Below are 25,716 nucleotides of genomic sequence, written 5' to 3'. Positions count from 1 at the left end.
CCTATCTGGACAACGGACAACCAGACGTTCGCTCTCCCCTCACGCACCCTGAGAAAACCCTGACAGGGTCAGCCACCGGTGCGCCCGCGCCAGATGCTCGCTGGTCAGGCCCCCTCTGGGGTCCACGTGGACGAGCAGGAAGTCGTCGAGACCCTGGCGCTCCCTGAGGAAGTTCTCGTCCTCCCACCGCACCTGGTCGTCGAACCAGACGAACGGCCTGCGCTCCACGTACGCGGCCACGTGCGGCGTCTTGAACATCTCGCCCATGTCGCTGCCCAGCACCGGCCCCATCGGCACGACGGGCAGCTCCGGCAGGCCGATGCGCGGGCCGATCCACTCGTTGGCGTGGTCCTCCCAGGTGGTGGCCCAGGCCAGCTCCGCGCCCGTGGCGATGGCCAGCTCCAGCAGCCGGGCCCCGTGGCGGGGGTTGAGATGGACGGTGTAGACCTCGTGGCCGACCGTGCACCGGTAGCGGCGGAAGCCGGGGTCGGGCCGGCCGAACGGGTTGAGCACACCGTCCACGTCGACGAGCAGCAGCGGCTTCATCCGGCCACTCCAGCCCGGTGCTCCTGCGGGCTGATCCCGCGCACGCGCTTGAAGGCGGCGCTGAGCGCGAACGAGCTGCCGTAGCCGACCCTGCGGGCGACGGAGCCGATCGTGGCGTCGGGCTCGCGCAGCAGGTCGGCGGCCAGCGCCAGCCGCCAGTCCGTGAGGAACGCCATGGGCGGCTCCCCCACCAGGTCGGTGAAGCGCCTGGCCAGCGACGCACGGGAGACGCCGACGGCGGCGGCGAGCGAGGCGACCGTCCACGCGTGGGCGGGGTTGTTGTGCAACATGCGCAGGGCCCTGCCCACGATCGGGTCACTCTGCGCGCGGTACCAGGCGGGGGCGTCGTTGTCCGCGAGCCACGAGCGGAGCGTGGAGATGAGCAGCAGGTCGAGCAGCCGGTCGAGGACCACCTCCTGGCCGGGCTCGTCCCGCACGATCTCCGCGCCGAGCAGCCCGATCACCGGGCCGCCCGACTGGACGAGCAGGGGCGGCAGCGCCTCCAGCAGCCGCCTGCTGATCTCGCCCTGCACCTGGTACGTGCCGGTGATGAGCACGGTGGCGCCCTCGGGGTCGTTGCCCCACGTGCGCACGCCGAGCTCCATGGACTGGTAGAGCGCCTCGCCGTCGAGCGTCGTGCAGCGCTGGCCGGGGTGGATGACGATCTGCGGCGGGGTGGCGGGGTCGTCGGCCACGGTGTACGGCTCGGGCCCGCGCATGAGGGCCACGTCACCGGGTGCGAGGCGCACGGGCTCACGGCCGTCGGGCACCACCCAGGCCGCGCCCCGGACGAGCGCGGCGAGCGTCAGCGGGGCCTCGTCCTGCACGCGCAGCGACCACGGCGGGTCGAGCAGGGAGCGGAGCAGGAAGGCGCCGCGGGCGCGGGGGCCGTCGAGCAGTGCGGCCAGATGATCCATGCGTTAGACGATCGCATATGGAAGTGCGCTTCTCAACCATGGAGAGTCCAACGATCATCGGGCTTACTGGAGGCATGACAACTTTGGTGCTGGGCGGCACCGGCAAGACCGGCCGCCGTGTGATCGACAGGCTCACCGCTCTCGGCCGTCCCGTGCGGTCCGGGTCCCGCTCCTCCACGCCGGCCTTCGACTGGGCCGACCTCGACGGCTGGCCGGCCGCCCTGCAGGGCGCCGAGTCGGTGTACGTGACCTACTACCCCGACCTGGCCGTGCCCGGGTCGCGGCAGGACATCCGGGCGCTCACCGAGCTCGCGGCCGGGAGCGGCGTCCGGCGGATGGTGCTGCTGTCCGGCCGGGGCGAGCCGGAGGCCCAGGCGTGCGAGCGGATCGTCCAGGAGTCGGGGCTGGAGTGGACCGTCGTGCGCTGCGCCTGGTTCATGCAGAACTTCAGCGAGGGTTACCTGCTGGACGCGGTCCAGGCGGGGGTCATCGCACTGCCGGCCGGGGAGGTGGCGGAGCCGTTCGTGGACGCGGACGACATCGCCGACGTGGCCGTGGCCGCGCTCACGGAGGACGGGCACGCGGGGCGGGTCTACGAGCTGACCGGGCCGCGGCTGCTGACGTTCGCGGACGCCGCCGCCGACCTGTCGGCCGCGCTGGGCAGGGCGGTGGAGTACGCGCCGGTCAAGCCGGAGGAGTTCGCCGCGGGTGCCGCCGAGGCCGGCGTGCCCCAGGACGAGATCGAGATGCTCAACGCGCTGTTCGCCGAGGTGCTGGACGGGCGCAACGCGTACGTGGCCGACGGGGTCCGGGAGGCGCTCGGCCGGCCCGCGCGCGACTTCACCACCTTCGCCCGCGACTGGGCGAAGGGCATGCGGGGTCCTCGCATCCGCTAGCCTCACCTCGTCACTTTCGCGGCTTTGGAAAGGTGCTCCGGTGATCGGCTGGTTCGAAGCGGTGGTGCTGGGCCTCATCCAGGGGCTGACCGAGTTCCTGCCCATCTCCTCCAGCGCCCACATCCGGGTGGTGTCGGCGTTCTTCGGCTGGCAGGACCCGGGGGCGGCGTTCACGGCCGTGATCCAGCTCGGCACGGAGACCGCCGTGCTGATCTACTTCCGGCGCGAGATCTGGGAGATCGTCTCCATGTGGACGCGCTCGCTGTGGACCCCCGCGCTGCGCTCCCACCACGCGGCCCGCATGGGCTGGTACGTCATCGTCGGCAGCCTGCCCATCGGCGTGCTCGGCCTGCTGCTCAAGGACCAGATCGAGACCGTCTTCCGCGATCTCCGCCTGGTCGGCACCACCCTGATCGTGTTCGGCCTCATCCTGTGGTGGGCGGACCACACCGCCCGCAACAGGCTCACGCTGCAGAAGCACCTCAGCTTCACGCACGCCATCGTGTACGGCTTCGCGCAGTCGCTGGCGCTCATCCCGGGCGTCTCCCGCTCCGGCGGCACCATCACCGCGGGCCTCCTGCTCGACTACCGCCGCGAGGACGCCGCGAAGTACTCCTTCCTGCTGGCCATCCCGGCCGTGCTGTCGTCCGGCCTGCTGGAGCTGCGCGAGATCGGCGGGGGCCAGTCGCCGGCGTGGGGTCCGACGATCCTGGCCACGATCATCTCCTTCGTCGTCGGCTACGCGGCGGTGGCGTGGTTCCTGCGCTACATCAGCAAGCACCGCTTCACCGGCTTCGTCGTCTACCGGATCGCGCTCGGCCTGTTCGTCATCCTCGCGGTCACGCTGGGCTGGATCCCCGCCCAGGGCTGAGGCCGCTACGCGCTCAGGGTGCGCGGGTAGCGGCTGGCCAGGGCGAAGACGACGGCGAACAGGGCCCAGGCCGTGACGTACGCGAGCGGATGGGCCCAGGAGTCGCCGACGACGTCGCCCAGCGCCTCGCGGCCCTCGAAGTAGAGCGTCAGCCCCAGCACGGCTCCCGGCACCGCGCCCCACCAGCGCTGCCACCACACCTCGTGGACCATCACCTCGAACACGACCAGCGCGATCGGCCCGAGCAGCAGAAACTTCAGGCTGGGCGGCTCGTCGAGCAGGCTGGTGACGGCCATGACGGCCACGGCCGAGGCGACGGTCAGGAGGACGACGGCTCCTAAGGGGGCGGGCTCGTCACGCGGGTCGGTCTGCGGCTCGGACATGCGTCAATTCTGGGGCATCCACGACGGGCCGGTAGGTCGCCAGCGTGAACAGCACCGCCACCACGCCGATCCCGGTCGCCAGGACCACGACCCCCGCGCGGCCGTACCAGTCGAGCGCGAGCCCGCCCGTGATGCCCGCCACGAACAGCCCGAAGTACTGGGCCGAGGCCAGCAGGCCGAGGCCGATCGACACGTTGCCGGGCACCGCGCCGACCGTCCGGTACTGCTGCGCGGGCGCGATCAGCCAGCCGAGCGCGCCCCACAGGAACGCCCACACCAGCGCGACGGGCAGGGCGAGGTTCGCGACGGGGATGAGGGCCAGCGCCACGGTGGAGGCGACCAGGCCGGTCAGCACCATCCGGCGCGGCCCGTACGCGTCGGTGAGCCGCCCGCCGAGCTGGTTGCCCACCACGCCGCCGATCCCCCACGCCCACAGCACGGCGGGCAGCGGAAGGTCGAACAGCGAGCCGATGTAGGTGTAGGCGGTGAACCCGGCGCCGAACATGAGCAGCTGCGTCGTCAGCACCGCCAGCACCCGCCGGTCGGCCAGCGGCGCGAACCGCTCGGCCAGCCGCCCCGAGGTGGCCACCTTGACGTCGGGCACCACGGCCGCCACGCCCACGAACCCGAGGACGCCCAGCCCGGCCACCAGCCACAGCGTGGCCCGCCAGCTCGCGACGCCGCCCAGCAGGGTCCCGAGCGGCACGCCGACCGCCGAGGCCACGGTGAGCCCGCCCATCACCAGCGCCAGGGCCCGGCCCCTGCGCTCGGGGGTGCTCAGCGCCGTGGCCACGCCGGACGCGGTCGGGGTGAACATCGCCGCCCCCGCCGCCGCGATCACACGCGTCGCCATGACCAACGGGTACGTGGGCGCGAGGGCGGTCAACGCGTTGCCCACGACGAGGACGGCCAGCGCGACGAGCAGGAGCCGCCTGCGGGACAGGCGTGCCGTCGCGGCGGCGAGCACGGGTGACAGCAGGGCGTAGGCCAGCGCGAACACGGTCATGAGCTGCCCGGCCGCCGACGGGGAGACGTCGAGGTCGCGGGAGATGGGGGGCAACAGCCCGGCGGTCACGAACATGCCGGTGCCGACGGCGAAGTTGCCCAGCGCCAGGGGGTAGAGCCGGGTGGTCACATGATCCTCCGTACGCGTCAGTTGGACGCCCATCAAACTGTCGCACGGTTTGATAATTGTCAAACCATTTGGCGGAGAAGCGGTGATCGCCGGGAATGCGGCAAGTCATGAATCGGGCGTTAACCCGCCCCGACGATGCGCTGCATATCGTGAGCAGATGTGACCCGGCGACCAGGTGTCGATGAGGAGGTGATCCCGCGATGGCCGACACGAGCATCGATGTCGCGGCGTTGAAGCGGCGCATGGGGCGCATAGGGGTCTGGAGCGGCACGCTGGGCGGGGAGCCGGCCGCGTTCGAGCGGGAGGCCGCCGCCGAGATCGAGAGCCTGGGCTTCGGGACACTGTGGTTCGGCGAGGCTCCGCACGGCAAGGAGGCGCTGGTCCATGCGTCGATCCTGCTGGGCGCGACGCGGCGGATGCTGATCGCCACCGGCATCGCCAACATCTGGGCCCGCGACGCCACCGCCGCCTCGAACGGGGCGAACGCTCTGGCGGAGGCGTTCGACGGCCGGTTCGTGCTCGGCCTCGGCGTCAGTCACGCGCCCGCGGTGTCGATGAGAGGCCACGACTACCGCAAGCCGGTGTCGGTGATGCGCGACTACCTCGACGCGATGGACGCGACGGAGTACGCCGCTCCCTTGCCGGCACCCGCCCCGCGCCTGCTGGCCGCACTCCGAGCCAGGATGCTGGAGCTCGCCGCGCGGCGCGCCCAGGGCGCCCATCCCTATTTCGTCACCCCCGAGCACACCGCCCGCGCCCGGGCGGCCCTCGGCCCCGATCCCGTGCTGGCGCCGGAGCAGACGGTCGTGCTCGACACCGATCCGCAGCGGGCGCGGCAGACGGCCCGCCGGTTCATGTCGCTCTACCTCTCCCTGCCCAACTACGTGAACAACCTGCGCGAGCTCGGCTGGGAGGACAGGGACGTCGCCGACGGCGGCAGTGACGCGCTGGTGGACGCCATCGTGGCGTGGGGCGACCCCGAGACGATCATCGAGCGGGTCCGGGCGCACCACGACGCCGGTGCCGACCACGTCTGCGTCCAGGCGCTCGCCGACACCCCCCGCGACATGCTGGAGCACCTGCGCGTCCTGGCCCGCAGCGGCCTGACCGCAACCTGACCCGCCCAGCCGCCGATCGTCCGTACGCATCGATTGGACACCCATCGGACCGTCGCATAGTTTGATAATTGTCAAACTATGCGACGGAGATAGGGTCTGACCATGCGCCAGCTACCGCATCCGGCGACGGAGGCCATCCAGCTCACGGAGGTCCTGCGGGCGCTGGCCGACCCGGTACGCCTGGAGATCGCCGTCCGGCTCGCCACGCAGACGGAGCAGAACTGCTCCAGCGTGCTGGAGGAGCTCGGCGTGCACAAATCCACGGCCTCGCACCATTACCGGACCCTGCGCGAGGCCGGCGTGCTGCTCACCCGGCAGGACGGGCGGCAGAAGTACATGCGCCTGCGCCGGGAGGACCTCGACACCCGCTTCCCGGGCCTCCTCGACACCATCCTGCGGGCCGCGCTGACGGACGTCACCACCGTGCCTGACGCCCTGCCCGCCGCTCATGGCGCTTCCGCTCATGGCAGCGCCTGAGCCGGCCTCGGTGACGGGGACCGGGGACGGGCTGCCCGTACGGCACGCGCTGCCCGAGTTGCTGAGGGCGTTGGAGAGGCACGGCACGGCCGTGCTGACCGCCCCGCCGGGCAGCGGCAAGACCACCGTCGTCCCGCCGGCCCTGGCCGGGACGGGGCTGCGCGTGCTGGTGGCCGAGCCGCGGCGGCTCGCCGTCCGGGCGGCGGCCCGCCGGATGGGGGTGAGCTACGCGATCCGCGGCGAGCGGCACACGGGCGCGAACCCCATGGTCGAGGTCGTCACCACCGGCCTCCTCCTCCAGCGGCTGCAACGCGACCCCGAGCTGCCCGGCACCGACGTCGTGGTGCTGGACGAGTGCCACGAGCGTCACCTGGACGCCGACACGGCGCTCGCGTTCCTCCTGGACGTGCGCGAGACGCTCCGCCCCGACCTGCGCCTGCTGGCCACCTCCGCGACGGCCGACGCCGGTCCCTGGTCGCGGCTGCTGGGCGGGGCTCCGGTGGTGGCGGCGTCCGGGGCGCCGCATCCGGTGGAGACCGTGTGGGCGCCGCCCGCCCGGCCGGTCGCTCCCCCGCACGGGCTGCGCGTCGACCCGGCGCTGCTCACGCACGTGGCCCAGGTCGTACGGCGGGCACTGACCGAGCGCGAGGGGGACGTGCTCTGCTTCCTCCCCGGCACGGCCGAGATCGGCAGGGTGGCCGGCCTGCTGCACGGCGTGGCGGACGACCGGGGAGCGCCCGTGGAGCTCCTCCAGGTGCACGGGCAGGCGCCGGCCAGGGTGCAGGACGCCGTCCTGTCGCCCGGGACGCGCCGCCGGATCGTGCTGGCCACCTCGGTCGCCGAGTCGAGCCTCACCGTGCCGGGCGTCCGCGTCGTGGTGGACTCCGGCCTGGCCCGCGAGCCGCGTACCGACCATGCCCGCGGCCTCGGCTCCCTCACCACCGTCCGCGTCTCCAAGGCCGCCGCCGTCCAGCGCGCCGGCCGGGCGGGCCGCGAGGCCCCCGGCACCGTGTACCGCTGCTGGCCCGAGGCCGAGCACGAGCGCCTGGCCGAGCACGCCAGACCGGAGATCGCGCTCGCCGACCTGACCGGATTCGCCCTCCAGGCGGCGTGCTGGGGCGTGACCGACCCGGCGGCGCTGGCGCTGCTCGACCCGCCGCCGGCCGCCGCGATGGCCGCCGCCGCCCGGACCCTGACCGCTCTCGGCGCCCTGGACGGCGGCCGGGTGACCGCCCGGGGCAGGCGCATGGCCAGGCTCGGCGTGCATCCCAGGCTGGCGCGGGCGCTCATCGACGCCGGTCCGCGCGCCGCCGAGGTCGTCGCCCTCCTGTCGGAGCAGCTCCCCCGGGACGCGGGCGACGACCTGGTGGAGGTCTGGCGGGCCGCCCGCCGCGGCGGCGACGCGTTCGCCGCCCGCTGGCGCCAGGAGGTCGGACGGCTGTCGAGATCGGCCTCCGGAGGCGACCGCGACGACGGCCGGACGCCGGGCGGCGGTGCCGCCGGGGACGACGCGCTCGCGGGGCTGGTCGTCGCGCTGGCGTTCCCCGAGCGGGTCGCCAGGCGGCGTGGCGGCGGTTACCTGATGGCCTCCGGCACGGCCGCCGCCCTCGGCGAGGGCTCGAAGCTGGCCCGCACCCCCTGGCTGGCCGTGGCGGTGGCCGACCGTCCCACGGGCTCGGCGTCGGCTCGCGTCCGGCAGGCCGTGGAGATCGACGAGGCGACGGCACGGCTGGCGTACCCGGTCACGTTCGAGGAGGAGGTCGCCTGGCGCGTGCCTCCCGGCGAGCGGCGCGGCGACGTCTCCGCGCGGATCGTCGAGCGGCTGGGCGCGATCGAGCTGTCGTCCGCGCCGCTCCCCGACGCGGACGTGCGCGCCGCCCTCCTGTACGGCCTGCGCACCGAGGACGTCCTCACCTGGACGAAGGAGGCGCTGGCGGTGCGCGACCGGCTGGCGTTCTGCCACCGCGCCGCCGGCGACCCCTGGCCGGACGTAGGCGGCCAGGGCGGGGGGACGGGCATGGACGCCCTCGTCGACCTGGCCGACCGGTGGCTGGAGCCCGAGCTGTCGCGGGCCCGCCGCCGGGCCGACCTGGAGCGGATCGACGTGGCGTCGGCGCTGCTGCGGCTGGTTCCGTGGAGCGAGCGGCTGGAGTCGGTCGCGCCGGAGCGCGTCGAGGTGCCCAGCGGCTCCCGCGTGCGCGTGGACTACTCCGGGGAGCGGCCGGTGCTCGCGGTCAAGCTCCAGGAGCTGTTCGGCTGGGACGCCGCCCCGGCCGTCGCGGGGGTGCCGCTGCTGGTGCACCTGCTCTCGCCGGCGGGGCGCCCGGTGGCGGTGACGGCGGACCTGGCGTCGTTCTGGCGCGACGGCTACCGCGCCGTCCGGGCGGAGCTGCGCGGCCGCTACCCCCGGCATCCGTGGCCGGAGGACCCACTGACGGCGACGCCCACGCGCCGGGCCAACCGGCGATCATGACACGCGCCCGCCGGCCGGGCGGGGAGGACACCATGACCCACGCGCTCGCAGCGGCCCGCGACAACGCGGCCTGGTGTGACACGATGTGCCGCGCCCACGGGCTGACCGGCCGCTTCACCTCCCTCGCCTGGACGAGCCCGCGCCGGACCCCGCCGTACTATCCCGACGCCGTCACCCTCTCCCCGGACGCCACCGAGGCCGACGTGCTCGACGGCATCGACGCGGGCCCGGGGGCCTCGGTCAAGGACAGCTTCGCCACGCTGGACCTCACGCCGCACGGCTTCCACGTGCTGTTCGAGGCGCAGTGGATCCACCGGCCGCCGATGCCGGCCCCGGAAGGAGCCGGGAACGCCGGGGAGGTCGTCTGGCGGCGGGTGCGCACGGCGCCGCAGCTCCGCGCGTGGGAGCACGCCTGCTTCGGCGGCGGGACGGACGGCCTCTTCCCGCCGTCGCTGCTGGAGGAGGTCGCGATCCTGTACGGCCGGCGGGACGGCGAGATCGTCTGCGGCTGCGTGCTGACCGTCGGCGGGGAGGCGGTGGGCGTGTCCAACGTCTTCGCGAACGGCTGCGACGACGACACGGCCTGGGCCGGGACGGTCGCCCGGGCCACGGGGTCCGGCCGCCCGCTGGTCGGCTACGAGGCGGACACCGCGCCCGCCGAGCGCCACGGCTTCACCCCGGCCGGCCCCCTCAGGATCTGGCTCAGGAGCTGAGGGCGCGGAGCACGTCGTCCAGCCCGGCGTTCTCCCGCACGCTGACCCGCTCCCGGCCGGTCTCGATGTCCTTGAACCCGCTGGAGGTGCCCACGCACACCACCGGCCCGTCGAACTCCCGCCCCAGCCTCCGGTAGCCGGCCAGCCCGGCGGCGCCGGACAGCTCCTGCCACAGTCCCTGCCCGGCCAGGACGTCCCGGGCCGCCAGCAGCTCGGCGTCGGTGACCGGCACCGCCTCACCCCCGCTGTCGCGCACCGCCCGCACGCCCCGGTGCCCGCCGACCGTGCAGGCGATGCCGTACGCGCCGGTGGGCCCGGTCTCGACGATCGCCGCGGGCGCGCCCGTCGCCAGGGCCCGCGCGTGCGGGGCGCCCACGGCCGGCTCGCAGGCGAACATCCGCGGCGCCGACTGCGCGACCCCGAGCCGGCGCAGCTCCGTGAACCCCTTCCACACCCCGTACAGCATCTCGGCGTAGCCGGTCGGCGCGAACACCGCCGCCGGGACCCGCCCGAGCTGGGCGAACAACTCGTACGCGATGGTCTTGTAGCCCTCGGCGCCGAACGGGTGCCCGGTGTGCGTCACGGTGAGGTTGCTGACCGGGTGGTAGCCGAGCCGGTCCACGATCTGGCGCATCAGCGGTCAGCGGTCCTCCTCCGGCACGGTCAGCACCTTGGCCCCGTACGCGCGGACGAACGACTGCACGGCCGGCGGCGAGCCCGCCGAGGCGAGCACGATCGCGGGCAGCCCGGCGCGGGCGGCGTAGGCGGCGGCCGAGGCGCCGTGGTTGCCGGAGGAGGAGACGACCACACCCGGCGCGCCGGCGCCCACGGCGGCGCTGACGGCGACCCGGTTCAGGCGGTCCTTGTGCGACCAGGTGGGATTGCGCGACTCGTCCTTGAGGTGGACGCCGGGCAGCCCGTCCAGCTCCAGCAGCGGCGTGCCGCCCTCCCCCAGCGTCGGCACGCGCAGCGGCGGCAGCAGCGGCGCCCAGCGCGCCAGGTCCGGCCCGGGCTCCTGGCCGAACAGCGCGGTGTCCACGCGCGCGTAGTCGTAATCGACCTCCACGGGGTAGGCGATCTCGTCCGTGCTCGTCTCGGGGCAGCCGAGCAGCTGCGGAGGCCACAGCGGGAACGTGACGGACGGGTCGCCCAGCGAGCGCTGGCAGGTGGCGAGGGAGGGGCCGTTCATTCCGCCGAGCCTAGGCGGAGACCCACGAGCGCCCGAAAGGGGCCTCGCCACGGGACGCCGGACGTTGCACACTTCTAGGCATGTCGTGGGCCGGAAGATCAGCAGGAGAGATCGCCTCCGCCGTGCGCCGCGGCGAGGTCAGCGCCGCCGCGGTCGTCGAGGAGCACCTGGACCTGATCGCCCGGCGCGACCCGCAGGTGGGCGCGTTCCGGGTGGTCAGGAAGCGGGCCGTGGAGGAGGCGCGGGCGGTGGGCGAGCGCCGTGACCTCGCCGATCTGCCGCTCGCCGGGGTGCCGGTGGCGGTGAAGGACAACCTGGAGGTCGCGGGCGAAGCCATGCGCGCCGGCTCGGCCGCGACGGCCGACTCGCCCTCGCCGCGCGACCACGAGGCCGTCGCCCGCCTGCGCGCGGCCGGCGCGATCGTGGTCGGCCTGACGAACCTGCCCGAGCTGGGGCTGGTCGCGTTCGGCGACAGCGTGTTCGGCACCGTCCGCAACCCGTGGAACCCCTCCCGCACGGCCGGCGGCTCCTCTTCGGGCAGTGCCGCGGCCGTGGCGGCGGGCATGGTGCGGATCGCGCTGGGCAACGACGGCATGGGCTCGCTGCGCATCCCGGCGGCCGCGTGCGGTGTGTACGCGGTCAAGCCCGGCGCGGGGCTCGTTCCGGCGCCCGGTGACGACTGGGACGGGCTGAGCGAGAACGGCCCGCTGGCGGCGCGCGTACCGGACCTGGCGCTGGCCCTGTCGGTGCTGGCGGCCGATCCCACGCTGGCCGAGTCGTGGCGGGCCGGCCGGCGGCTGGAGCCGGCGCCCCGGATGCTGCGGTCGGTGTGGGCGGGCGAGGACGAGGTGTGGGACGCGCCGCCGCCGCCGGCCGAGGTGGAGCCGTTCGACCTGCGGATCGCGTACGCGCCGCAGCCGCTGCCTGCGGGGCTGCCGATGGACCGGGAGTTCCGGGCGGCGGTGCGCGGGGCGGCGGAGACGCTGCGGGTCGCCGGGCACACGGTGGTCGAGCATGAGCGCCGCCTGCCGTTCTGGCTGGGGCCGTCCACGGTCGCCACCTGGCTGTCCCGCGCGGCGCAGGCCGCCGACGCCCTCCCGGCCGCGGGGAGGGCCGGTGGCCGGGGGCTCGATCGTCGCAGCCGGGCGCTGGCCCGTGCCGGCCGGCTGCTGCGGGCGCTGAGCCTGGACGGGGCCCGGGGACGGGCGCGCTGGCAGGCGTACGGAGCCGACCAGTGGTTCGGGGACGCGGACGTGCTCATCACGCCCGTCCTGGCCACCGTGCCGCCCGCGGCCGGGGGCTGGCGGGAGCGCGGGTTCGCCCGCAACGCGCCGGCCAACATCAGGTTCGCCCCCGCGACGGGGCCGTGGAACATGTGCGGCTGGCCGGCCCTGGCCGTGCCGATCGCGACGCATTCGAGCGGCCTGCCGATCGGCGTGCAGCTCGTCGCGCCCCCGGGCGGCGAGCCGCAGCTCCTCGGCCTGGCCGCCCAGCTCGAAGCCGCCCACCCGCTGGTCCGCCCGCCCGGCATGTCCGCGTGACGCCCGCCGGGCATGTCCGCGTGACGCCCGCCCGGGCCGGGAGCTCGGGCTCGACGGCCGCCCCCTATCCGACCGATCGGGCCGGGCGCCGCCCGCGGTCAGCGCTTGCCTGGAAGCTTCCCGCCCAGCGTGGTGACGACGCGGCGGGCAGTCGTGATCACGCCGGAGCCGACCGCCCCGACCAGGGGCTCGCGCTCCTCCTCCGCTGTGGGCCCCGTGTCGGGGTGCGCGGGCGGGACACCGCCGGCCCGGCAGGCTTCGAGCTGCGCCGCGAAAGCGACGCCCAGGAAGAGCGCGATCGAGCTGAGGAACGACCACAGTAACAGCGCCATGACCGCCGTCAGCGGGCCGTACGTGGCGCCGAAGGTGCTGTTGTTCGCCGTGTACAGAGCCAGGGCCAGCGTGAACAGGGTCCACAGGGCCAGCGCCACCAGCGCGCCGAAGGCGAGCCAGCTGTGTCCGGGCTGCCGGCGCCGTGGCGAGGCCCTGAACAGGGTGACCGTGGACACCAGCGCGAGAAGGAAGCCGAGCGGCCACCGGACGAGCGCGAACGCCTGCCGCGTCCCGTCGCCCCAGCCGAAGACCTCGGTCATCGCCTCGCCGATGGCCCCACCGCCGACCATGGCCGTGAACCCGGTGATCATGCTCACCCCGGCGACCAGCGCGAGCAGGGCGGCCCTGGCGTACTTGCGATGGAACGGCCGGTCGCGCTCGACACCGTAGATCCGGTTCGCGCCTCGCTCGAACTGCGCCATCGCCGTGGTCAGCGCCGCCAGTGTGGTGGCCAGGCCCAGCCACAGGGCGAGCGCGCCCCGTGCGTGATGCCCGTTGCCCAGGGCCTCCGTGACCGCCGCGCCATCGCCGGGGGCCAGGCGGCGCAGGGTGAGTTCGAGCACCTGGCCGAGCTCTTCCTGGTGGGTGACGGAGCTGAGGCCGACCAGCGCGATGGCGCCGGGGATGATGGCCAGGCAGATCTGGAAGGCGAGCGCGCGCGAGTGGCTCATGCCGTCGCCGTACCTGAACCGGATCAGCGAGTCGCGCGTGAGATGCCATCCGCCGTACTTGCGCAGGGTCGCCCACGCGTCGTCGGCGGACAGCTCGTCGCCCACCATGGCGCGCGTCTGGGGGACGGACACGGTAGATCCCACGGCGAAGACTTATACCCGTTTTCTACAGAAACGCGTAAGCGCGGCTCGACATCGACCGCTGGACGGTCGGACTTACCCCGATTGAACACTCCCCTCCCTAGAACCGTGACTCGACATCTGATGCTTCGGCTTCCGACAAAGGAGATCTCATGGTTTCGCATCGAGCGGCAGTGGCTCGCATGGCCACGGTGGTGTGCGCGGCGCTGGCTCTGAGCGTGGCCGCGCCCGCCACCGCCTCGGTGTCCGCCGGCCCCGTCAAGGTCGGGGACGTGCAGAAGGCCATGGAAGGCTTGGTGAAGACGGGCCACGTGGTGGGCGCCATCGGCGAGGTCTACGTGGACGGCAAGCGGGTCGGTAAGGGATCGGCCGGCTCCCGCCTGCTCAACGGCAAGGGCGGCGCCATCCCGTCGAACGCCCGCTACCGGATCGGCTCGCAGACCAAGACCATGACCGCCACCGTGGTGCTGCAACTGGTCAAGGAGGGCAAGCTGAGCCTGGACGACAAGCTCGGCGCGGTCCTGCCGGAGGTGGCGGAGAAGGACCTGGTCGAGCGGGCCGGCGAGATCACGGTACGCGACCTGATCCAGCTGACTTCGGGCATCCCCGACTACATCGGCCCGGACACCTCGGACTCCGCGCGTGACTACCGCCCGACCGACCTGCTGGCGGCCTCGCGCAGGAACTCCCGGCCCGTGGAGATTGGGACCTTCAACTACTCCAACACCAACTACATCCTGCTCGGCATGATCATCGAAAAACTGTCCGGAAGGTCACTGGCGGCCGAACTCAACCGGAGACTCTTCGCCCCACTCGGAATGCGCGACACCTACCTGCCCACCAAGGCGACCGAGGGCATCAGGGGCCCGCACGGGCACGGCTACGCCCCGGACGAGACGGGCAAGCTGCGCGATGTCGACAGGCTCAACGTCACCACCATGCTCGGCGCCGGCGGAGTGGTCTCCACCGCGCGCGACGTCAGCGCCTTCCAAAGCGCCTTCCGACAGGGCAGGCTCCTGCCGGAGTCGCTGCGCAAAGTGATCACTGATCCGGCGCCCGGCCAGCTGCCGCCGCCTTCGGGCGGCCCGTGCGCCGGCAACCCCGAGTTCGCCGCAGGGGGCGGGGGCAGCGCCCCCGGCTTCACCGCCGCGACCTACACCTCCTCGGACGGCCGCCTGCAGTTCGCCGTGTCCGTGACGGTGGCCATGGACGATGCCGAGCGCATGACCATGCCGCGACGCGTCACCAGCGCTCTCCAATCGGTGTTCTGTCCGGCGGCATGAAGCGGGCGCGGTGTGCCTACTCGAAGCCCAGGTCGGGCAGCGTCCTCCTGGCGTGCTCGATGAGTGCCCGGGCCGCCGGGCCGGCCTGTCCCTCGGACCGCCACGCGATGGCCATCCGGCCGCGCAGCCGGGGCCGGGTGATCTGGATGACGTGCAGCCGTCCCTCGGCCGCGCTCACCGCCGTCTCCGGCAGCACGGCGATGCCCAGGCCACGGGCGGCCAACCGGGCGAGCACCAGCGGCTCGCTGGCCTCCAGCGCGACCCTGGGCCGGAACCCCGCCGCCGCGCACCCCTCCTCCAGGCCGGCCCGCAACCCGGTGCCGGGCGGCAGGCTGAGCAGTACCCGCCCCTCCAGGTCGGCCAGCTCGACGCCGGGCCGGCCGGCCAGCTCGTGGTCGAGGCTCACGGCGGCGACGAGTGGCTGACTCGCCACGATCTGGACGTCCAGCCCCGGCGGCACGGCCGGTCCGAGGCCGAACAGCCCGAGGTCCATCCGCCCGGACCGCACCTCCTGGATCACGGTCTCGGGGTCGGCCTCCTTGAGGGTGATCTCGACGGCAGGGTGGGCGTCGTGGAAGTCGGCCAGCAGTCCCGGCACGTCGAGCACGCCGGGCAGGGAGACGGCGCCCATCACGACGTGCCCCCGCAGCAGCCCGGTCAGCTCGTCCACCACCTGCCGGACGCCGGCCACGGCCTTCAGCGCCGCCCGCGCGTAGGGCAGGACGGCCTCGCCCGCCGCGGTCAGCCGCACCGTGCGCCCGGACCGGTCGAACAGCGGCTGGCCCAGCTCCCGTTCGAGCTGGCGGATCTGCGCGCTGACCCCGGGCTGGGCGACGTGCAGGGAGGCGGCGGCCCGGGTGAAGCTCGCCTCCTCCACGACGGCCACGAAGTAGGCGAGCTGACGAAGCTCCATAACTGGATGTTATATCCAGGAGCACACTCATCTCTTTGACTTCTGACTCCTGGCTGGCCGGCATGGGCCCGCTCCCGCGCGCCGGGTCCACGAACGGATGCGCGACGCCCTGGCCCCGTGGTCGACCGGGGGCCGCGCGCTCACCTTTCTGTCCGGCGAGCACGCGGCCCCCGACCACGTACGAGCGGCCTACGCCCCCGGCGACTGCCGCCGCCTGGCCGCGCTCAAGGCGGTGTGGGACCCGGCCGACGTCTTCCGCCTCAACCACGACATCCCGCCGGCGGCCTGAGCCGGACGGGGCTCAGACGCCCAGCGGATGCCAGACGGTCTTGGTCTCCAGGAAGCGGGTCATCCTGGTCAGGCCCGGGTCGGCCGTCCAGTCCACGGGCTCCGGCGCCGGCCGCAGGACCCGCTTGAGGTTGCCGGCCGCCTCCTGCTCGCAGCGCAGCGCGAGGTCGGCGTCGTCCACCCCGGTCAGGTCCAGCCCGTTGACGTCCATGTGGGCCGCCAGCCACGGGGCCAGCTCCGCCTGCCGCCCGGTGAGGACGTTGACCACCCCGCCCGGCAGGTCGGAGGTGGCCAGCACCTCCGCGAACGTGATCGACGCCAGCGGCGACGGCTCGGAGGCCACCACGACGCATGTGTTGCCGGTGACGACGACGGGCGCCACCACCGACACCAGCCCGAGCAGCGGGTCGGCCGGCGCGACGACCGCGACCACGCCGGTGGGCTCCGGCGACGAGAGGTTGAAGTACGGCCCCGCCACCGGGTTGGCCGTGCCGTGCACGGCGGCGATCTTGTCGGACCAGCCCGCGTACCAGACCAGCCGGTCGACCGCCGCATCCACCGACGCGAGGGCCTCCGCGCGGCCGAGGCCGAGCTCGTCGGCGAACTGGGCGCGGCGGCCTTCCAGCATCTCGGCGACGCGGTAGAGGATCTGCCCCCGGTTGTAGGCCGTCGCCCCGGACCAGCCGGGGAACGCCTTGCGCGCGGCCACCACGGCGTCGCGGGCGTCCTTGCGCGAGGCGCGGGAGGCGTTGGCCAGGAAGTCGCCGTCGGGCGAGGTCACGGTGTAGGACCTCCCACTCTCCGAGCGGGGGAAGGCCCCGCCGATGAACAGCTTGTAGGTCTTGCGCACGGCCAACCTACTCATCGCCGCGTCCCCTCCACGTGATCTCCTGCGACATCTCGACCGGCACGAAAACCTGGCCGCACCGGCTCACGCCGCAGCGGTGGGCGTACCAGCCGGTGCGTACGGGCCGCCCGGCGCGGGCGTAGGCGTGGCCACGGGTGGCCTGGGCACGGCGCGCCCTGCGGCGGGCGCGGCGGTGGTCACACGTCAAGGTACGCCTCCAGCCCGTGCAGCCCGCCTTCCCGGCCGTAGCCGGACTCCTTGTAGCCGCCGAACGGCGAGGCGGGGTCGAAGCGGTTGAAGGTGTTGGCCCACACGACCCCGGCCCGCAGCCGCTCGGCCATCCACAGGATGCGCGAGCCCTTCTCGGTCCAGACGCCGGCCGACAGCCCGTACGGGGTGTTGTTGGCCTTCTCCACGGCCTCGGCCGGGGTGCGGAAGGTCAGCACGGACAGCACGGGGCCGAAGACCTCCTCCTGGGCGATGCGGTGGGACTGGGCCACGCCGGTGAAGAGGGTCGGCGGGAACCAGTAGCCGCGCTCGGGCAGGTCGCAGGCCGGCGACCAGCGCTCGGCCCCCTCGCTCTCCCCGATGTCGCTGAGCGAGCGGATCTTGGCGAGCTGCTCGGCGGAGTTGATCGCGCCGATGTCGGTGTTCTTGTCGAGCGGGTCGCCGAGCCGCAGCGTGCCGAGCCGGCGCTTGAGCGCGGCCAGCAGCTCCTCCTGGACCGACTCCTGCACGAGCAGGCGGGAGCCGGCGCAGCACACGTGGCCCTGGTTGAAGAAGATGCCGTTGACGATCCCCTCGACGGCCTGGTCGATCGCGGCGTCGTCGAAGACGATGTTGGCGGCCTTGCCGCCGAGCTCCAGCGTGAGCTTCTTGCCGGTGCCCGCGACGGTCCGCGCGATGAGCCGGCCGACCTCCGTGGAGCCGGTGAAGGCCACCTTGTCCACCTCGGGGTGGGCCACCACGGCGGCGCCGGTCTCGCCCGCGCCGGTCACGATGTTCACCACGCCGGGCGGCAGCTCGGCCTGGCGGCAGATCTCGGCGAACAGCAGCGCGGTCAGCGGCGTCGTCTCGGCGGGCTTGAGCACCACCGTGTTGCCGCAGGCCAGCGCCGGGGCGACCTTCCAGGCCAGCATGAGCAGTGGGAAGTTCCACGGGATGACCTGGCCGGCCACCCCGAGCGGGCGCGGGCTCGGCCCGAACCCGGCGTGACCGAGCTTGTCGGCCCAGCCGGCGTAGTAGAAGAAGTGCGCGGCCACGAGCGGCAGGTCCACGTCCCGCGACTCGCGGATCGGCTTGCCGTTGTCGAGGGACTCCAGCACCGCCAGCTCGCGCGAGCGCTCCTGGATGATCCGCGCGATGCGGAACAGGTACTTGGCCCGCTCGGAGCCGGGCAGGGCGCTCCAGCCGCCGAACGCCTTGCGCGCGGCGCGCACCGCGCGGTCCACGTCGTCGGCCGAGGCGCAGGCCACCTCGGCGAGCGTCTCCTCGGTGGCGGGGTTGACGGTCTTGAACTCCGGGCCGGAGCCCTCGGTGAACTCGCCGTCGATGAACAGGCCGTAGGACGGCCGCAGGTCGACGACCTCGCGCGACTCGGGGGCCGGCGCGTACTCGAACATCGCCATCCTCAGTCCAGGGTGAAGTAGTCGGGACCGGCGTAACGGCCGGTGGCCAGCTTCTCGCGCTGCATCAGCAGGTCGTTGAGCAGCGACGAGGCGCCCAGGCGGAACCAGTCGGGCGAGAGCCAGTCGTCGCCGGCGACCTCGTTGACGAGCACCAGGTTCTTGATGGCGTCCTTGGTGGTGCGGATGCCGCCGGCGGGCTTGACGCCGACCTGGCGGCCGGTGCGGTCGCGGAAGTCGCGCACCGCCTCCAGCATGACGAGCGTCACCGGCAGCGTCGCCGCGGGCGAGACCTTGCCGGTGGAGGTCTTGATGAAGTCGGCGCCGGCCAGCATCGCGAGCCACGAGGCACGCCGCACGTTGTCGTAGGTGGCCAGCTCGCCGGTCTCCAGGATGACCTTGAGGTGGGCGTCGCCGCAGGCCGCCTTGACCGCGACGATCTCCTCCCACACCTTGAGGTAGTCGCCGGACAGGAACGCGCCCCGGTCGATCACCATGTCGATCTCGTCGGCGCCCGCGGCGACCGCGAGCTCGGTGTCGGCCACCTTGACGTCGAGGGAGGAGCGGCCGCTGGGGAAGGCCGTGGCCACGGAGGCCACCTTCACGCCCGAGCCGGCCACGGCCTCCGCGGCCACGGGAACCATGTCGGGATAGACGCAGACGGCCGCCACGCGGGGGACCCCGGCGCCGGGGTGGACGGCCTTGACGCACATGGCCCGCACCTTGCCGCGGGTGTCGGCGCCCTCCAGGGTGGTCAGGTCGACCATCGAGATGGCCAGATCGATCGCCCGGGCCTTGGCCGTCGTCTTGATGGAACGGGTGCCCAGCATCGCCGCCCGCTGGTCCGCGCCGACCCGGTCCACACCGGGCAGGCCGTGCAGGAACGCTCTGAGCGTCGTGCCGGAAGCGGCCACGTCCGCGAGCGAAGTAGTCATAGTTGACACCTTCACAGCATCGCCGACCAGGGTGGCCAGCTCCAAACCGGATCTTTCCCCTGGTGTCCGGCCACTCGTGTCCGGTGAGCGGAGGAGAGGGCTCCCAGGGCGGCGTAAGGCGGCTCTGAGGTGCGCGTAGGGCTGTCTAAGGCGGTACGGGGCCACGTCCTAGGTACCCCTCTGCCAGAACCGCCCCGGAGATAGGGAATCCGCCCGATGTGGCGGGGTGGGCCTTAGCCCGAATCTTAAGGATGTCAGGAAGAAGCGGGTTGAAACAGGAGACACCATGAACCCCGAGATGGACTACCAGCTGATGAAGAGCCACGCGCGGGAGCTGCGCGCCGCCGCCGAGGAGCACCGCCGGGTACGCGAGGCGGAGAAGGGCAACAAGTCCGAGCGTCGCTCGGTCTTCGGCAAGCGCCGTTCTTCATGAGCACGTCACGAGAGCCCGGCCGCACCCTCCCTCGCGGCCGGGCCTCTGCGCCCACCTGAAGAACCGTCCCCACCGGGAATCCCTCATAAATACGGCGAAAGCTCACCAAAGGGCATGACATGCTGGAAGACATGCTGGGCCGTTCGGTGAGTCCCGTCTTCGTCGGACGGGCGGAGGAGTTGACGACCCTCTCCCAGGCGTTCGCGGAGGCCCGGCAGGGCAACGCGACGGCCGTGCTGCTCGGCGGCGAGGCCGGCGTCGGCAAGACCAGGCTCGCGCAGCGCTTCGCCGAGCAGGTCACCCGGGACGGCGCCCTCATCCTGTACGGCGGATGCGTCGAGCTGTCGGCCGAGGGCCTGGCCTACGCGCCGTTCACCGCCGCGCTGCGGCAGCTCGTCCGGGAGCAGGGCCGCGCCCGGGTGGCGTCACTGCTGCCCGAGGGCGCCGAGCGCGACCTTGCCCGGCTGCTGCCCGAGTTCGGCGAGCCCAGCGGGGACGGCGACACCGACACCGGCCGGGCACGGCTGTTCGAGCAGATCCTCACGCTGCTGGAGCGGCTGGCCGAGAGCCGCCCGACCGTCCTCCTCATCGAGGACATCCACTGGGCCGACAGGTCCAGCCGCGACCTGATCGCGTTCCTGTGCCGCAACCTGAGCGCGCCTCAGGTGCTCATCGTCATGACATACCGCTCCGACGACCTGCACCGGCAGCACCCTCTGCGCCCGGTGCTGGCCGAGCTGGGGCGGGTCAGCGGCGTTCTCCGGCTCGACCTGCCCCGCCTGTCCAAGGACGAGGTGGCCCAGCAGATGGCCGGCATCCTCGGCAAATCGCCCGCCTTCCACAAGGTGGAGAAGGTCTACGACCGCAGCGAGGGCATCCCGCTGTTCGTCGAGGCGCTGCTCGACGGCGGCGTGGACTGCGCGTTCCCGTCCTCGATGCAGGACCTCATCCTCGGCGCGGTCGAGCGGCTGCCCGAGGAGACGCAGCGGGTGCTGCGCATCGCCGCCGCCGGCGGCATCCGCGTCGGTCACGCGCTGCTCGCCGCCGTCAGCGGCCTGTCCGACCCGGAGCTGGAGGGCGCGCTGCGCCCGGCCATCGCCGGCAACGTGTTACAGATCGCCGACGGCCGCGCCTACCTCTTCCGCCACTCGCTCATCCGCGAGGCCGTCCACGACGAGCTGCTGCCCGGCGAGCACCAGCGGCTGCACGCCCGCTACGCCGAGGAGATCTCCCGCGACCGCACGCTCGTGCCGCCCGGCCGCGCCGAGGTCGAGCTGGCCCACCACTGGCACGGCGCGCGCGACGACGAGTGGGCGCTGATCTCCGCCTGGGAGGCGGCCCGCGCGTCGTTCCACGCCTTCGCCTACACCGAGGCCATCCCCCTGCTGGAACGCGTGCTCATGCTGTGGGACCGCGTGCCGGACGCGGCCGAGCGCATCGGCGCCGACCACACCGCGGTGCTGGAGAAGGCCAGCGAGGCCGCGCGCGCCAGCGGCGACCTCGACCGGGGCCTGAAGTTCGTCAAGGCGGCGCTGGCCGAGCTGGACGAGACGCGCGAGCCGGCCCGGGTCGCCAAGCTGCTCGTGCGCTGGGCCCAGCTCAAGGTCTACAAGGAGAAGACCGACGTCGTCGAGCAGCTCCGCCACGCGCTGCGCCTCGTGCCCGAGCCGAACCTGGCCCGCGTCGACGTCATCGTGCCGATGTCGCAGCACCTCATGCTGCGCGGCGACGCCGAGGAGGGCCTCGCGCTCGCCGAGGAGGGCCTCGCCCTGGCCAGGAAGCTGGGCGACCGTTGCCAGGAGGCCGAGCTGCTGCTCAACGTGGCGCTCGGCCAGTCGCTCGCCGGCGACACCGAGGCCACGCTCGCCACCAACCTGCGCGCGCTGGAGATCGGCCGCGAGGAGGGCTCCGGCCGGGTGATCACCCGCGCGATCGGCAACAACGTCGACACGCTCAACGACCTCGGCCGCTGGCAGGAGGCCCTGGCGCTGGGCGAGGAGGGCTGGCGGCAGGCCAAGAAGTACGGCCGGGTCCGGCTGTCCGGCCTGTTCAGCCTGCTCAACATGGCCGAGACGCTGGAGGCGATCGGCCGCTGGGACGAGGCCCTCGACACCGTCGATCGGGCGCTCAACCTCGGCCCGGTGCTGCGCAACCGCCACCACCTGCTGCGGGTGCGGGCCGACGTGGCCATCGGCCGGGGCGAGGTGGACCTCGTGGAGAGCATCCTGCGCGAGACCGGCGTGCTGTCCGAGCGGCCGGAGGACTTCGTCCAGGACATCACCAACAGCATGCGGCTGCACATCGGCTGGCACCTGCTGCGGGGCGAGCCGGACGCCGCGCTGGCGGTCGCCGAGCGCACGCTCGCCCGGCCCGCCCAGTCCCCGAAGGCCATGCTCGGCTGGCGGCTGCTCGCCCTGCTGACCGTGGTCTGCGACGCGATGCAGGACGCCGAGCCGGCCCGTGCCCGCGCGGTGCGCGAGCAGGCCGCCGAGGTCGCCGCCCGGCTCAAGGTGAGCGGGCCGGTCGCCGAGGCGTACCGGCTGTCGTACTCACGTGACTTCGACGCCGCCGCGGCGGCGTGGGAGCGGCTCAACCGCCCGCACAACCAGGCCAAGGCCCTCCTGCGGGCCGCCGGGGTCGCGGCCCGGTCGGGCGACCGTGAGGGGGCCGCGTCACGGCTGGCGCCGGCCCGGCCGCTGGCGGCGGAGCTGCGGGCCGCGCCGCTGCTGGAGGAGATCGACGCGCTGGCCCGCCGCGTCGGCGGGATCCAGCCGCAGCAGCCCGGCCAGGTGACGCCGGAGCTGCTCACACCGCGCGAGCTGGAGGTGCTGCGGCTGGTGGCGCTCGGCCGCACCAACCGCGACATCGCCGGCGAGCTGTTCATCTCGGCCAAGACGGTCAGCGTGCACGTGTCGAACATCCTGGCCAAGCTCGGGGTGACGACGCGCGGCGAGGCCGCCGCGGCGGCCCACCGCCTCTCGCTGCTGTCGCTCTAGGCACGCCTCACACGAACGCCTCCACCAGCAGGACGACGCCGAACACGGCGAACGCGGCGGCGGCGCCGTACCTGATGACCTTCTCCGGCAGGTGCTTGCCCAGCATGCGGCCGACCACGATGGCCAGCGCGTCGGCGGCCACCATGCCGACCGTGGAGCCGATCCACGTGCCCAGCCAGCCGTGCTGCGTGGCCAGCGTGATCGTGGCCAGCATGGTCTTGTCGCCCAGCTCGCTCAGGAAGAACGCCACGGTGACGGCGATGATCGCGTTGCGGGTGGTGCGCTGCGCCTTGTTCGACTCCTCGTCGGACAGCTCGTCACCCCTGAGCGTCCAGAGGGCGAACCCGAGGAACGCGATGCCCGCCACGACGGAGATGGCGGTGGTGGGCAGCGCGTCGCCCACCAGCCGGCCGACGGCCACGCTGAACAGGTGAACGACGGCCGTCGCCAGGGTGATGCCGGTCAGCACCGGCCAGAACTTGAAACGGGTGGCGAACGTCATCGCCATCAGCTGGCTCTTGTCACCCAGCTCCGCCACGAAGATGACGGCGAGACTGATCCAGAACGCTTCCAACGGTCCTCTTCCGCGCGGCCGGACCGTGAGCGGGCCGCCCGGGGGAGATCCGGGCATGACTCCGGCCCGGCAGCGTCTTCGTCCATGACGTACATGTCCACGACTGCCAGGCCGAAGGTCTCGTCCGCCCGTCAAAGGCCCGCGTGACCGGGCGCCGCGGCGCCAGTGTGTCGATCACGCGATTGGGACTACTCCCCCTCGGTGTGTTTCCGGAGAACTCTAACAAGTCTCCGGGTGTGCCCTATTCCGGGGCCCCGGCCACGGCCGGCTGCCCGGGGTCCAGCTCGCAGCCGACCAGCACCGGCTCGTTGACCAGCGTCACCCCGAACTTCTCCCGCACCCCGTCGCGCACCTCGCCGGCCAGCGCCAGCAGGTCGGCCGCGGTGGCCTCGCCCTGGGGGTTGGTCAGCGCCAGCGTGTGCTTGGTGGAGATGCGGGCCGGGCCGCGGGAGTAGCCCTTGGCGAAGCCCGCCTGCTCGATCAGCCAGGCCGCGGGGATCTTGACGGAGCCGTCCGGCAGGTCCCAGCGCGGGTGACCGGGCGCGCGGGTCCCCAGCTCCTCCGCCTCCTCCCGGCTCAGCACCGGGTTGGTGAAGAACGAGCCCGCGCTGCGGGTGTCGGGGTCGGCCGGGTCGATCACCATGCCCTTGGAGCGCCGCAGCTCCAGCACGGCCTCACGGGCGTCCGCCAGCGGCACCCGCTCGCCGGGCTCGACGCCGAGCCGCCCGGCCAGCTCCTTGTACGCGATGGGCGCCGACAGCCCGGACACGTCCAGGGCGTAGGTCACCGCGAGCACCACGTGCCGCCCGGGGTCGCGCTTGAACGCGCTGTCGCGGTAGGAGAAGGCACACTGGCGCGCCTCCACGTCGACGACGTGACGCGTGCGGCGGTCGTAGGCGCGTACGCACCTGATGGTCTGGGAGACCTCCTGGCCGTACGCGCCGACGTTCTGGATGGGGGTGGCGCCGACCAGGCCGGGGACGCCCGACAGGCACTCGACGCCGGCCCAGCCCTCCGCCACGGCGCGGGCGGCCAGCGACTCCCAGCTCTCGCCCGCCTCGACCGTGACGAGCACCTGCTCGCCGTCGCGCGAGACCGACACGCCCTCGGAGGCGACCTTCACGACCAGGCCGTCGAAGCCGTCGTCGGCCACCACGACGTTGCTGCCGCCGCCGAGCACGAGCACCGGCTCGCCCGTCCGGTCGGCCTCGGCCACCTCGGAGACCAGCTGCTCAGCGGTGGCTGCCTCGACGAAGCGGCGGGCCGGGCCGCCCAGGCCCAGCGTGGTGTACGGCGCGAGCATCTCCATGAGCCCCAAGCTTAGGAGATGCCCGGACCGCTCCGGAGGCTCTCCTCTTCGACGGGATCGGGAGCTCGTCAGCGCTGGCGGCGGACCGGGAGGCGGTCGCCGGGGACCACCTGGACGCCGCGCAGTCCCCGGGACAGCTCCGAGCCGTCCCGCGCGTCCTCGGGTGCGTCGCCGAGGGCCGCCGACCTCCGTACCGCCAGCAGGTCGCCGCCGAGCGCGGAGACCTCCCGCGCGGCCTCTCCCGGGCCGCTCTCGCGCCAGGCGCCGCCGTCCTGCTCCAGGCCCGTCCACCCGGCCGCCACCGCGCCGTCGTCGATCGCCGCGACGAGAGGCGTGATCGCGTCGCCGTCCAGCACGACGGAGCTGTCCATCACGACGTGCACCTCGGCCGTGTCCAGCCGCAGCAGCTTGGCCCGGCACTCCCCCCACGTGGCCGTGCCGCCCCGCCAGGCGGGCTTCTCCTCGACGTGCCAGACGGTGAAGCGCTCCGGGTGGCGGCCGGCCAGCTCGCTCAGCACCGCTCCGGCGCCGTCCACGTCGCCGAGGTCGAGGGCCAGGATGTGCGCGGCGGTGTGCTCGATCACCGAGCGCAACGTCCGGCGCGTGTCCTCGGGGTTCCCGTCGACCACGACGCCGACGGTGGTCGTGATGTCCTCGGTGCGTACCCGCTGCCGCTCGGCGTTGACGCCGAGGTCGTCCAGGCGGTTGACGGCCAGCGAGCCGTCCCAGACGCGCTGGGCGTGGAGGAGGTCGTCGCCGGGGTCGCCGTGCTGGGCCGGGTCGCCGGAGAAGCCGAACTCCGCGGCGGGGTTGCCGCGCGCGCCGGACCCGGCGGCGCCCCCCGCGCCCGCCCCGGCGGAACGGGCCCGGCCCGTGCCGACCCCGGTGGCTACCGTCTGAGCGCTTCCCGCCGGCCGGTCGGCGGGGCTCGGGCCCGCGCCGCCCGAACCCGTGCCGCCCGGGCCCGCGCCGCCCGCGGTGTCGCGGCCGGTGCCCGTGCCGCCCGCGATGTCCTGCGGCCTCGGGGGACGCAGGCGGCGCGACGGCGTGCCGTCGGTCACGGCGGACACGGGGATCGATCGGACCGTTGGCCAGACTGTGACATGGTG

At 73.6% G+C, this 25,716-nt stretch carries 24 protein-coding genes and 1 pseudogene; 11 read left to right on the top strand and 14 right to left on the bottom strand.

Annotated elements, in window-relative coordinates:
• Positions 1-39: 39 nt before the first annotated feature.
• A complete protein-coding gene (locus ACIBG4_RS21460; protein WP_397203278.1) occupies positions 40-546 on the bottom strand; it encodes an HAD domain-containing protein in 507 nt (168 codons plus the stop codon).
• On the bottom strand, positions 543-1,463 hold the full coding sequence (locus ACIBG4_RS21455) for an AraC family transcriptional regulator (RefSeq protein WP_397203277.1): 921 nt from the start codon (positions 1,461-1,463) through the stop codon (positions 543-545). The genes ACIBG4_RS21460 and ACIBG4_RS21455 overlap by 4 nt, the downstream gene beginning before the upstream one ends.
• Before the next feature lie 74 nt (positions 1,464-1,537).
• Between ACIBG4_RS21455 and ACIBG4_RS21450 the strand changes: the two genes are divergently transcribed.
• Both ACIBG4_RS21450 and ACIBG4_RS21445 read left to right on the top strand, forming a co-directional pair.
• Entirely contained in the window at positions 1,538-2,359 is an 822-nt protein-coding gene (locus ACIBG4_RS21450) for an NAD(P)H-binding protein (protein WP_397203276.1), read from the top strand.
• A 40-nt stretch (positions 2,360-2,399) separates the two neighbouring features.
• Positions 2,400-3,230 carry an undecaprenyl-diphosphate phosphatase gene (locus tag ACIBG4_RS21445; protein ID WP_397203275.1) on the top strand — a complete coding sequence of 277 codons (831 nt, stop codon included), beginning with the start codon at positions 2,400-2,402 and terminating at the stop codon, positions 3,228-3,230.
• Positions 3,231-3,235: 5 nt separating this feature from the next.
• On the opposite strand, the gene ACIBG4_RS21440 is transcribed toward ACIBG4_RS21445, so the two are convergent.
• Both ACIBG4_RS21440 and ACIBG4_RS21435 read right to left on the bottom strand, forming a co-directional pair.
• The gene (locus ACIBG4_RS21440; protein WP_397203274.1) at positions 3,236-3,613 is read right to left on the bottom strand and encodes a hypothetical protein; all 378 of its coding nucleotides are present in this window, start codon (positions 3,611-3,613) and stop codon (positions 3,236-3,238) included.
• Positions 3,585-4,748 carry an MFS transporter gene (locus tag ACIBG4_RS21435; RefSeq protein ID WP_397203273.1) on the bottom strand — a complete coding sequence of 388 codons (1,164 nt, stop codon included), beginning with the start codon at positions 4,746-4,748 and terminating at the stop codon, positions 3,585-3,587. Before ACIBG4_RS21435 ends, ACIBG4_RS21440 begins: the two co-directional genes overlap by 29 nt.
• A 200-nt stretch (positions 4,749-4,948) precedes the next feature.
• Here ACIBG4_RS21435 and ACIBG4_RS21430 point away from each other — a divergent pair, with 200 nt between their 5' ends.
• The 4 genes from ACIBG4_RS21430 (at position 4,949) to ACIBG4_RS21415 (ending at position 9,529) form a co-directional block, all read left to right on the top strand.
• Positions 4,949-5,866 carry a TIGR03620 family F420-dependent LLM class oxidoreductase gene (locus tag ACIBG4_RS21430; RefSeq protein WP_397203271.1) on the top strand — a complete coding sequence of 306 codons (918 nt, stop codon included), beginning with the start codon at positions 4,949-4,951 and terminating at the stop codon, positions 5,864-5,866.
• A gap of 102 nt (positions 5,867-5,968) precedes the next feature.
• Complete coding sequence (locus tag ACIBG4_RS21425; protein ID WP_397203270.1) at positions 5,969-6,343, top strand: ArsR/SmtB family transcription factor; 375 nt, start codon at positions 5,969-5,971, stop codon at positions 6,341-6,343.
• On the top strand, positions 6,330-8,816 hold the full coding sequence (hrpB, locus tag ACIBG4_RS21420) for an ATP-dependent helicase HrpB (protein ID WP_397203269.1): 2,487 nt from the start codon (positions 6,330-6,332) through the stop codon (positions 8,814-8,816). The genes ACIBG4_RS21425 and hrpB overlap by 14 nt, the downstream gene beginning before the upstream one ends.
• Positions 8,817-8,848: 32 nt before the next feature.
• Positions 8,849-9,529, top strand: coding sequence for a hypothetical protein (locus tag ACIBG4_RS21415; protein ID WP_397203268.1), 681 nt, complete (start codon positions 8,849-8,851; stop codon positions 9,527-9,529).
• On the opposite strand, the pseudogene ACIBG4_RS21410 reads toward ACIBG4_RS21415, so the two are convergent.
• Positions 9,519-10,718: pseudogene (locus ACIBG4_RS21410) on the bottom strand (pyridoxal-phosphate dependent enzyme). The gene ACIBG4_RS21415 and the pseudogene ACIBG4_RS21410 overlap by 11 nt on opposite strands.
• A gap of 80 nt (positions 10,719-10,798) precedes the next feature.
• On the opposite strand from ACIBG4_RS21410, the gene ACIBG4_RS21405 reads away from it, so the two are divergent.
• Positions 10,799-12,259, top strand: coding sequence for an amidase (locus ACIBG4_RS21405; RefSeq protein ID WP_397203267.1), 1,461 nt, complete (start codon positions 10,799-10,801; stop codon positions 12,257-12,259).
• Positions 12,260-12,357: 98 nt separating this feature from the next.
• On the opposite strand, the gene ACIBG4_RS21400 is transcribed toward ACIBG4_RS21405, so the two are convergent.
• On the bottom strand, positions 12,358-13,395 hold the full coding sequence (locus ACIBG4_RS21400; RefSeq protein WP_397203266.1) for a YihY/virulence factor BrkB family protein: 1,038 nt from the start codon (positions 13,393-13,395) through the stop codon (positions 12,358-12,360).
• A gap of 161 nt (positions 13,396-13,556) precedes the next feature.
• On the opposite strand from ACIBG4_RS21400, the gene ACIBG4_RS21395 reads away from it, so the two are divergent.
• Positions 13,557-14,687 (top strand): serine hydrolase domain-containing protein, encoded by a 1,131-nt coding sequence (locus tag ACIBG4_RS21395; protein WP_397203265.1) that lies wholly within the window; start codon positions 13,557-13,559, stop codon positions 14,685-14,687.
• A gap of 16 nt (positions 14,688-14,703) precedes the next feature.
• Here the strand turns inward: ACIBG4_RS21395 and ACIBG4_RS21390 are convergent, their stop codons facing one another.
• Positions 14,704-15,600, bottom strand: coding sequence for a LysR family transcriptional regulator (locus ACIBG4_RS21390; protein WP_397203264.1), 897 nt, complete (start codon positions 15,598-15,600; stop codon positions 14,704-14,706).
• A 97-nt stretch (positions 15,601-15,697) separates the two neighbouring features.
• On the opposite strand from ACIBG4_RS21390, the gene ACIBG4_RS21385 reads away from it, so the two are divergent.
• The gene (locus tag ACIBG4_RS21385) at positions 15,698-15,889 is read left to right on the top strand and encodes a BBE domain-containing protein (protein ID WP_397203263.1); all 192 of its coding nucleotides are present in this window, start codon (positions 15,698-15,700) and stop codon (positions 15,887-15,889) included.
• Between the two features lie 12 nt (positions 15,890-15,901).
• On the opposite strand, the gene ACIBG4_RS21380 is transcribed toward ACIBG4_RS21385, so the two are convergent.
• From ACIBG4_RS21380 to deoC, 4 genes are read right to left on the bottom strand one after another with little or no spacing between them, the layout of a single operon-like run.
• Positions 15,902-16,753, bottom strand: coding sequence for an aldehyde dehydrogenase family protein (locus tag ACIBG4_RS21380; RefSeq protein ID WP_310707046.1), 852 nt, complete (start codon positions 16,751-16,753; stop codon positions 15,902-15,904).
• Complete coding sequence (locus tag ACIBG4_RS21375) at positions 16,746-16,943, bottom strand: hypothetical protein (protein WP_310707047.1); 198 nt, start codon at positions 16,941-16,943, stop codon at positions 16,746-16,748. The genes ACIBG4_RS21380 and ACIBG4_RS21375 overlap by 8 nt, the downstream gene beginning before the upstream one ends.
• A complete protein-coding gene (locus ACIBG4_RS21370) occupies positions 16,933-18,357 on the bottom strand; it encodes an aldehyde dehydrogenase family protein (RefSeq protein ID WP_355435368.1) in 1,425 nt (474 codons plus the stop codon). Before ACIBG4_RS21370 ends, ACIBG4_RS21375 begins: the two co-directional genes overlap by 11 nt.
• Before the next feature lie 8 nt (positions 18,358-18,365).
• The gene (gene deoC / locus ACIBG4_RS21365; RefSeq protein WP_397203262.1) at positions 18,366-19,295 is read right to left on the bottom strand and encodes a deoxyribose-phosphate aldolase; all 930 of its coding nucleotides are present in this window, start codon (positions 19,293-19,295) and stop codon (positions 18,366-18,368) included.
• 286 nt (positions 19,296-19,581) lie between these two features.
• Here deoC and ACIBG4_RS21360 point away from each other — a divergent pair, with 286 nt between their 5' ends.
• Positions 19,582-19,728, top strand: a complete 147-nt coding sequence (locus ACIBG4_RS21360; RefSeq protein ID WP_310707050.1) for a hypothetical protein — start codon at positions 19,582-19,584, stop codon at positions 19,726-19,728.
• A gap of 119 nt (positions 19,729-19,847) precedes the next feature.
• Positions 19,848-22,724 carry an ATP-binding protein gene (locus tag ACIBG4_RS21355; protein WP_397203261.1) on the top strand — a complete coding sequence of 959 codons (2,877 nt, stop codon included), beginning with the start codon at positions 19,848-19,850 and terminating at the stop codon, positions 22,722-22,724.
• Positions 22,725-22,731: 7 nt separating this feature from the next.
• Here ACIBG4_RS21355 and ACIBG4_RS21350 read toward each other — a convergent pair whose 3' ends face one another.
• The 3 genes from ACIBG4_RS21350 to ACIBG4_RS21340 all read right to left on the bottom strand — a co-directional run bounded on the left by ACIBG4_RS21350 (position 22,732) and on the right by ACIBG4_RS21340 (position 25,677).
• Positions 22,732-23,298, bottom strand: coding sequence for a TMEM165/GDT1 family protein (locus tag ACIBG4_RS21350; RefSeq protein WP_310707052.1), 567 nt, complete (start codon positions 23,296-23,298; stop codon positions 22,732-22,734).
• Between the two features lie 241 nt (positions 23,299-23,539).
• Positions 23,540-24,601 (bottom strand): UDP-N-acetylmuramate dehydrogenase, encoded by a 1,062-nt coding sequence (locus ACIBG4_RS21345; protein ID WP_397203458.1) that lies wholly within the window; start codon positions 24,599-24,601, stop codon positions 23,540-23,542.
• Positions 24,602-24,675: 74 nt separating this feature from the next.
• Positions 24,676-25,677, bottom strand: coding sequence for a hypothetical protein (locus tag ACIBG4_RS21340; RefSeq protein WP_397203260.1), 1,002 nt, complete (start codon positions 25,675-25,677; stop codon positions 24,676-24,678).
• Positions 25,678-25,716: the final 39 nt, after the last annotated feature.

It is taken from the genome of Nonomuraea sp. NPDC050383 (assembly GCF_044459125.1).
Classification (GTDB): domain Bacteria; phylum Actinomycetota; class Actinomycetes; order Streptosporangiales; family Streptosporangiaceae; genus Nonomuraea.
Note: the sequence above shows the minus strand (reverse complement) of the source record. Positions and strands in the feature narration are given on the sequence as shown.

Coding starts and splice junctions, on each gene's coding strand:
- ACIBG4_RS21425 (WP_397203270.1), top strand. CDS start 5,969: ATGCGCCAGCTACCGCATCCGGCGACGGAGGCCATCCAGCTCACGGAG.
- ACIBG4_RS21385 (WP_397203263.1), top strand. CDS start 15,698: ATGCGCGACGCCCTGGCCCCGTGGTCGACCGGGGGCCGCGCGCTCACC.
- ACIBG4_RS21405 (WP_397203267.1), top strand. CDS start 10,799: ATGTCGTGGGCCGGAAGATCAGCAGGAGAGATCGCCTCCGCCGTGCGC.
- ACIBG4_RS21380 (WP_310707046.1), bottom strand. CDS start 16,753: ATGAGTAGGTTGGCCGTGCGCAAGACCTACAAGCTGTTCATCGGCGGG.
- ACIBG4_RS21415 (WP_397203268.1), top strand. CDS start 8,849: ATGACCCACGCGCTCGCAGCGGCCCGCGACAACGCGGCCTGGTGTGAC.
- ACIBG4_RS21455 (WP_397203277.1), bottom strand. CDS start 1,463: ATGGATCATCTGGCCGCACTGCTCGACGGCCCCCGCGCCCGCGGCGCC.
- ACIBG4_RS21395 (WP_397203265.1), top strand. CDS start 13,557: ATGGTTTCGCATCGAGCGGCAGTGGCTCGCATGGCCACGGTGGTGTGC.
- ACIBG4_RS21440 (WP_397203274.1), bottom strand. CDS start 3,613: ATGTCCGAGCCGCAGACCGACCCGCGTGACGAGCCCGCCCCCTTAGGA.
- hrpB (WP_397203269.1), top strand. CDS start 6,330: ATGGCAGCGCCTGAGCCGGCCTCGGTGACGGGGACCGGGGACGGGCTG.
- ACIBG4_RS21390 (WP_397203264.1), bottom strand. CDS start 15,600: ATGGAGCTTCGTCAGCTCGCCTACTTCGTGGCCGTCGTGGAGGAGGCG.
- ACIBG4_RS21345 (WP_397203458.1), bottom strand. CDS start 24,601: ATGCTCGCGCCGTACACCACGCTGGGCCTGGGCGGCCCGGCCCGCCGC.
- ACIBG4_RS21430 (WP_397203271.1), top strand. CDS start 4,949: ATGGCCGACACGAGCATCGATGTCGCGGCGTTGAAGCGGCGCATGGGG.
- deoC (WP_397203262.1), bottom strand. CDS start 19,295: ATGACTACTTCGCTCGCGGACGTGGCCGCTTCCGGCACGACGCTCAGA.
- ACIBG4_RS21450 (WP_397203276.1), top strand. CDS start 1,538: ATGACAACTTTGGTGCTGGGCGGCACCGGCAAGACCGGCCGCCGTGTG.
- ACIBG4_RS21360 (WP_310707050.1), top strand. CDS start 19,582: ATGAACCCCGAGATGGACTACCAGCTGATGAAGAGCCACGCGCGGGAG.
- ACIBG4_RS21460 (WP_397203278.1), bottom strand. CDS start 546: ATGAAGCCGCTGCTGCTCGTCGACGTGGACGGTGTGCTCAACCCGTTC.
- ACIBG4_RS21355 (WP_397203261.1), top strand. CDS start 19,848: ATGCTGGAAGACATGCTGGGCCGTTCGGTGAGTCCCGTCTTCGTCGGA.
- ACIBG4_RS21370 (WP_355435368.1), bottom strand. CDS start 18,357: ATGTTCGAGTACGCGCCGGCCCCCGAGTCGCGCGAGGTCGTCGACCTG.